Raw genomic sequence first — 6,316 nt, forward strand, 5'->3', positions numbered from 1 at the left:
ACCACTGCCGGCAGTTGCCGCTGGGCCGGCATGCCGTGCTGCACCTGATCGACCTGCCGCTGCAGCAGCCCCTGCCGCAGGATGTGCGCATCGCCTATGACCTGCAGATCGTCGAGGACGCCGGCACACGCGGCCTCGCCGACTGGGCGCCGCACCTGCTCTATCCGGGCGCCGAGCATGCCGATTTCGTCCTGCGCTCGCGCCTCGATCACCTGCTGCATGGCTCCTGCCGCAAGCCGCATCACCACGCCACCGACGGCCTGCTGTGCGCCGACCGTCTGCTCGCCGACCAGACACAGGCCAGCCAGTGCCCGGCCCTGCTGCTGATGAGCGGCGATCAGGTCTACGTCGACGACGTCGCCGGGCCGATGCTGTGCGCCATCCACCAGCTGATCGCCCGCCTCGGCCTGTTCGACGAAACCCTCGAAGGTGCGGTGGTCGAGGACAGCCAGGCGCTGTACGCCGACCCGGTCGGCTACTACCGGCGGGCCGAGCTGCTGCCGGCGCTGAAGAGCAACCAGACCCTGCGCGACAAGTTCTTCGGCGGGGTGGAGAAGCCGATCTTCACCAGCAGCAATGCCGACAATCACCTGGTGACCTTCGCCGAGATGATCGCCATGTACCTGCTGGTCTGGTCGCCCGTGCCCTGGACGCTGATCGAGGAAGACCAGCCGCCGCTGGATGCCCTCAGGCAGCAGCGCTACGCCGCGGAGCGTGCGTGCATCGACGCCTTCCGCCGCCAACTCGGCCAGGTCGCGCGGGTATTCGCGCACCTGCCGACGCTGATGATCTTCGACGACCACGACGTCACCGACGACTGGAACCTCTCGGCGCGCTGGGAGCAGACCGCCTACGGCCATCCCTTCTCCAAGCGCATCATCGGCAACGCCCTGCTCGCCTACCTGCTGTGCCAGGGCTGGGGCAACAACCCGGACGTGTTCGAGCAGCCGCTGGAGGCCTTTGCCGAGATGCTGCAGCAGCGCCAGGACAACCACCTGCAGGCCGAGATGCAGGATTCGCTGATCGACCAGCTGCTGCACTTCGAACGCTGGGACTACGTGCTGCCGACCACGCCCGCACTGCTGGTGCTGGACACCCGCACGCGCCGCTGGCGCAGCGAAGGGCACCTGTCGAAACCCTCGGGGCTGATGGACTGGGAGGCGCTGTGCGACTTCCAGCAGGCGCTGCTCGATCACCCGGCGTGCATCATCGTCTCGCCGGCGCCGATGTTCGGGGTGAAGCTGATCGAGGGCATCCAGAAGCTGTTCACCTACGCCGGCCATCCGCTGCTGGTCGATGCGGAAAACTGGATGGCCCATCGCGGCGCGGCCAGCGTGATGCTGAACATCTTCCGTCACTCGCGCACGCCCGGCGATTTCGTGATTCTCTCCGGCGACGTGCACTACTCCTTCGTCTATCGCGTGAGCATCCGCCACAAGCGCGCCAGCCCGACCATCTGGCAGATCACCAGCAGTGGCATCAAGAACGAGTTCCCGCCGCGCCTGCTGGACTGGTTCGACCGCCTCAACCGCTGGCTCTACGCGCCCTGGTCGCCGCTCAACTGGCTGACCAAGCGCCGGCGCATGCGCGTCACCCCGCTGATTCCCGACCGCAGCCGCTCGGGGGAGCGCCTGTGGAACGGCGCCGGCCTCGGCCAGGTGTTCTTCGACGAGCAGGGGCGGCCCCGGCGCATCCTCCAGCTCAACGCCGACGGATCACCGCCGGTGGCCTTCGTCGCCGAGCGCGAGGAGCGCCAGCCGCGGGAAATTGCCGCGCGCTCGTGAACCGGCCGAGGCGGCGCAAGCGCCTGCCGCATGACGGACGCCTCATTGCGCCAGCCAGCCGCCGTCGATGTTCCATGCTGCGCCACGCACCTGCTGCGCCGCCGAACTGCACAGAAACAGCGCCAGCTCGCCGAGCTGCTGCGGGGTGACGAAGGCCTGCGACGGCTGCTTCTCGGCCAGCAGCGCCGTGCGCGCCTGCTCGGGCGATTCGCCTGCGGCGATGCGCGCGTCGATCTGCCGCTGCACCAGGGGCGTGAGCACCCAGCCGGGACAGATGGCATTGCAGGTGACGCCGCTCAGGGCGGTTTCCAGCGCCACCACCTTGGTCAGGCCGAGCACGCCGTGCTTGGCCGCGACGTAGGCCGCCTTGCCGAGCGAGCCGACGCTGCCGTGCACCGAGGCGATGTTGATGATGCGCCCCCAGTCCTGCGCGCGCATGTCCGGCAGGGCCAGGCGCGTGCAATGGAATACCGCGCTGAGGTTGAGCGCGAGGATGGCGTCCCAGCGTTCGGCCGGAAAGTCCTGCAGCGGCGCGACATGCTGGATGCCGGCATTGTTGACCAGGATATCGACCCGGCCGAACTCGCGCCGGGCGTAGTCGAACAGCGCCTCGATCTGCGCCGGGTCGGCGAGGTCGGCGGCGTGGTAGCCGACGCGTCCTTCGTGGCGCGCCAGCTGTTCGGCCGCGGCCTGCCAGTCGCCGAAACCGTTGAGAATGACGCTGGCGCCGTTGCGCGCCAGCACCTCGGCGATGCCGAGGCCGATCCCGCTGGTCGAGCCGGTGATCAGAGCGGTCTTTCCATTGAGCATCATGGGGTTCCTTGTCGTGTGAGATGAAGCTGCAGCGGCTGCGGCGCCGCTCGCGCTTGCCGGAAAAAAGGCCGGGCCAGCTGGCCCGGCAAGGCTTTCACGAGGAGTAATCGCGATAGGCGGGGTGCGGCCTTACCAGAGCGGCAGGCTGTAGCTGACGATGAAGCGGTTCTCGTCCAGATCCGGGCCGAAGTTGCTGCGCGTGGTGGCGTTGCGCAGACGCAGGCCGAGGTTCTTCAGCGGGCCGCTCTGCACCACGTAGGCCAGGTCGGTGTTGCGCTCCCAGGTCTTGCCCTCGCTTTGCCCGGCGCCGCGGTCGACGTTGTCGCCGGACAGGTAACGGGTCATCAGGCTCAGGCCGGGGACGCCGAGGGCGGCGAAGTCGAAGTCGTAGCGCAGCTGCCAGGAGCGCTCGTCCTGGTTGCCGAAGTCGTTGATCTGCACCAGGTTGATCAGCGCGTTGTCGGCTCCGGCGATGTAGGCGAAGCCGGTGTCGCCGGACAGGTGCTGGTAGCCGGCGGTGAAGCCGTGGCTGCCGAGGCGATAGGTGAACAGCGCACCGAAGGCGTCGTTGTCGACGTTGCTGCCGCCATCATCGGTGGAGCGCGCGTAGCGGATGTCCGACTTGAAGCTCTGGCCCTCGCCCAGCGGCAGCTGGTGCACCAGGTTGACCAGGTGCTGCTTGTAGATGCCGTCGAGGCCGCCGTAGTAGTAGCTGGTGGCCAGCTCCGGGGTCCACTGGTAGCGGCCGCCGGCGAAGATGAACTCGTCGCTGGTCCGCGTGCTGCCCAGCACGATGTTGCGGCGGCCGCCATTGAACACGGCCATTTCCTCGTTATCCGAGGAGTCGCGCTGGTTGACCCGGTCCAGTCGGCCGAGGTCCAGGCTCAGCCCCTCGATCTCGTTGCTGCTCAGCCAGGCACCGCGAAAGGTCTGCGGCAGCAGGCGGCTGTCGTTGCGCATCAGCGCCGGCAGCAGCGGTTGCAGGGTGCCGAGCTTGAGGGTGCTGTTGGAGGCGCGCAGCTTGGCGGTGAAGCCGGCTTCGCCGTATTCGTCCTGGGCGCGTCTGGGCGCTTCGCGGTCGCTTTTCAGCAGGCCGGTGCCGATGCGGTCCGGGCTGGAGTCGAGCTTGAGGCCGAGCAGGCCGATGGCGTCGATGCCGAAACCGATGGGGCCCTCGGTGTAGCCGGACTCGAAGCGCAGCATGAAGCCCTGCGCCCATTCCTCGGCCTTGCTCTGCGCCGCGCCGCTCTGGCGGAAGTCGCGATTGAAGTAGAAATTGCGCGCATCGAGTACGGCCTTGCTGTCGTCGACGAAGGCGGCGCTGGCGGGGCTGGCGGCGATCAGTACGGCGCCGCCGCAAAGCAGCTGGCAGAGGGAGCTGTGGTGCAGTCGCATGGTATTTCCTCTTGTTGTTATGGGCCGCGTTGCGCGGCCGCAAGAGGCAGAGCGAGAAGCGTGCCAGCCCCTCCAGGCAGGCGGCCTGTCGGCGCAATGCCGCGGGCCAGAGCCTTTCGGCGCAAATGCTGGGGGGTCGGGGCCGGCGCGCGGAGTGTCCGCTGCGCTGGACATGTCGGCTGGCCCCGGCATTGGCTGTCCAGGCCGATGGACGGCGCCGGCCCGGGCGGCCGGCGCCATGCTTCAGTGGCCGTTGCGGCTACCGACGCAGACGAAGCTGCTGGCGGTGTTCACGTCGCCCTTGCCGCGGTACTTCGGCCAGCCGGGGTATTCGCACAGCGGACGGGTGCGGCCCGGCACGCCGACGCTGTCGGCGACGATCTGCCCGCGCGGCGCGCGGCCTCGTTCGACCCAATCCTCCAGTGCGCTGAGCGAATCCCAGGCGGCGTTGAACAGGGTGCTGGCGGCATGGCCGTAGCCGGGAATCTCGTAGTAGCGCAGAAAGCGCCGGGTCTTGCCCGGGCCCATGTCGCGGCGGATGCGCTCGTAGTACTCGGCGCTGGCACGGCTGCTCACCAGCTGGTCGGCGGTGCCGTGGGCGATGAGCAGCTTGCCGCCGTTATCGGCGAAGGCCGAGAGGTCGGTCCGGTTGACGTCCTGGCGCAGCGACAGCTCGCTGATGCGCGGCAGCCAGGGGCCGGGCGCCTCGGGGTCGAGGCCGAGCGAATCGAAGGTCGGGTTGCGCGTCACGAAGTGGCGCACCCATTCGTCCCAGAACCCGGAATGGTAGGGCGCGCCGTCGGCGAAGCCGGTGCCGTGGACGGGCATCGGGTAGGTCGGCTGCAGGGTGTTGAGGCCGAGTCGATTGACCACCAGCTGCACGCCCTCGCCCGGTCGGCCGAGGTCGCTGCCCCAGGCGTTGAAGCCTGGGTAGTGGGTCTCGCCACTGGCCAGCGGAAAGTTGAAGCGGATCGGCGTGTTGAACACCCGCAGCGCCTCGATCTGCGCATCGGACAGGCAGCGCTGCGAGCTGTCGGCGCCACCGGGGCAGCGCAACGGCCGACCGTCGAGCCGGGCGCTGGCCGGGTCGAAGCGCGCGTTGCACGCGGCCTGGTGGCTGACCACGCGATCGCGCACGCCGTCCAGCCCGTCGCAGGCCTGCAGGGCCGCCTCGAGCAGGGCGGCGCGTTTTTCCAGGCTGGGAAAGGCGCCGGGCGCAGCCAGCGCGCGGGTGATGCGGCCGAACTGCAGGTTCAGCGCCAGCGCGTTGTAGGCCGGGTAGAGGGCGATGGCGCCGTCGAAGTCGGTCGGCCACTGCTGCACCACCGCCAGCGCCTCGCGGCCGCCGGTCGAGCCGCCGGCGAAGTAGCTGCGCTCGGGCAGGCTGCCGTAATGCAGCGCGATGAGATGCCGGGCGGCGTCGCGGGCCTTCTTCAGCGCGTCATGGGCGTAGTTGGCCAGGGCCTCCTCGTTCCAGGCGAACGCGCCGGGGCTGAAGGGATCGGCGACGTGCCCGGAGTCGCTGGCGAACACCGCATAGCCGCGGCCCAGTGGCGTGGGCTGGTCCAGCGGGCCGGCCGGCAGGTTGCCGGCGACGTTGGGCACGCTGCCGTTGTAGCCGCCGCCTCCGAACATCATCGCCTTGCGATTCCAGCGCTCGGGAAGCACCAGGCGCATGCGGATGGTGGGCGCGGCGGGGTCGAGCGGACGGATCTCGGCGGCGACGTCGCAATAGGCGCCGAAGGTCTGCGGCGCGCTGCCACCGGCGGCAACCGAAGTCACCGAGACCACCTGCGCGCCGCGGGTCGGCAGGCCGATGGCCTCTTCCGGCACCTGCACGCCGAGCAGGCCGGCGCAGCTGGCGGCCTGCGCCAGCGGAGTGGTGAGTAGCGTTGCGGTCAGCGCCGCCAATGGCAGGAAACAGCGCGATAACGGGTTGTAGCGCAGAGGGCTCATGGAAATGTCCTTTTTCTTGTTGTCGGGAGGCTGCGCCGAACGGGCGCGGAAGTAGCAAAGCCAATCCCGTGCCAGCACCCCGGCGGCAGCCGCCTGACGGGCGCCGATGGCTCTATGGCGGGCCTTGGCGCACTGGGACCGGAGGGCGGCGCGGGGCCGCGACAGGCCGGTGATGTCCACACCAGCGGACAGCTGTCCACTTCATCAGACAGCGCGCCGGGTGCGCCGTGCGCCCCAGTTGTCCGTGCGCTAGCGCTGGCTCAGGCCGTGCTGCTGCAGCTTGCTGTACAGGCTGGCGCGGGAGATGCCCAGCTCCATGGCGGCGCGGCGGCGGTTGCCCTTGCAGGCCACCAGCATGCTCTGCAGGG

Annotated in this window: 5 protein-coding genes; 1 reads left to right on the top strand and 4 read right to left on the bottom strand. The window is 69.3% G+C overall.

Annotated elements, in window-relative coordinates; translation table 11 throughout:
• Positions 1-1,784: alkaline phosphatase family protein (locus N7333_RS23615; protein ID WP_279859469.1), on the top strand; the 1,784-nt coding region annotated here is incomplete at its 5' end.
• Between the two features lie 42 nt (positions 1,785-1,826).
• Here the strand turns inward: N7333_RS23615 and N7333_RS23620 are convergent.
• The 4 genes from N7333_RS23620 to N7333_RS23635 form a co-directional block, all read right to left on the bottom strand.
• Positions 1,827-2,597 carry a 3-hydroxybutyrate dehydrogenase gene (locus tag N7333_RS23620; protein ID WP_012020121.1) on the bottom strand — a complete coding sequence of 257 codons (771 nt, stop codon included), beginning with the start codon at positions 2,595-2,597 and terminating at the stop codon, positions 1,827-1,829.
• 129 nt (positions 2,598-2,726) lie between these two features.
• Complete coding sequence (locus N7333_RS23625; protein WP_012020122.1) at positions 2,727-3,992, bottom strand: OprD family porin; 1,266 nt, start codon at positions 3,990-3,992, stop codon at positions 2,727-2,729.
• Between the two features lie 243 nt (positions 3,993-4,235).
• Positions 4,236-5,948, bottom strand: coding sequence for a tannase/feruloyl esterase family alpha/beta hydrolase (locus N7333_RS23630; protein ID WP_129483655.1), 1,713 nt, complete (start codon positions 5,946-5,948; stop codon positions 4,236-4,238).
• 249 nt (positions 5,949-6,197) lie between these two features.
• The coding region (locus N7333_RS23635) for a helix-turn-helix domain-containing protein (RefSeq protein ID WP_279859470.1) at positions 6,198-6,316 on the bottom strand (119 nt) is incomplete at its 5' end.

Source organism: Pseudomonas sp. GD04158, from assembly GCF_029834875.1.
Lineage (GTDB): Bacteria > Pseudomonadota > Gammaproteobacteria > Pseudomonadales > Pseudomonadaceae > Aquipseudomonas > Aquipseudomonas hydrolytica.

Bases quoted from the DNA above. Each gene is read 5' to 3' on its own strand.
- N7333_RS23620 (WP_012020121.1), bottom strand. From the start codon at position 2,597: ATGATGCTCAATGGAAAGACCGCTCTGATCACCGGCTCGACCAGCGGG.
- N7333_RS23625 (WP_012020122.1), bottom strand. From the start codon at position 3,992: ATGCGACTGCACCACAGCTCCCTCTGCCAGCTGCTTTGCGGCGGCGCC.
- N7333_RS23630 (WP_129483655.1), bottom strand. From the start codon at position 5,948: ATGAGCCCTCTGCGCTACAACCCGTTATCGCGCTGTTTCCTGCCATTG.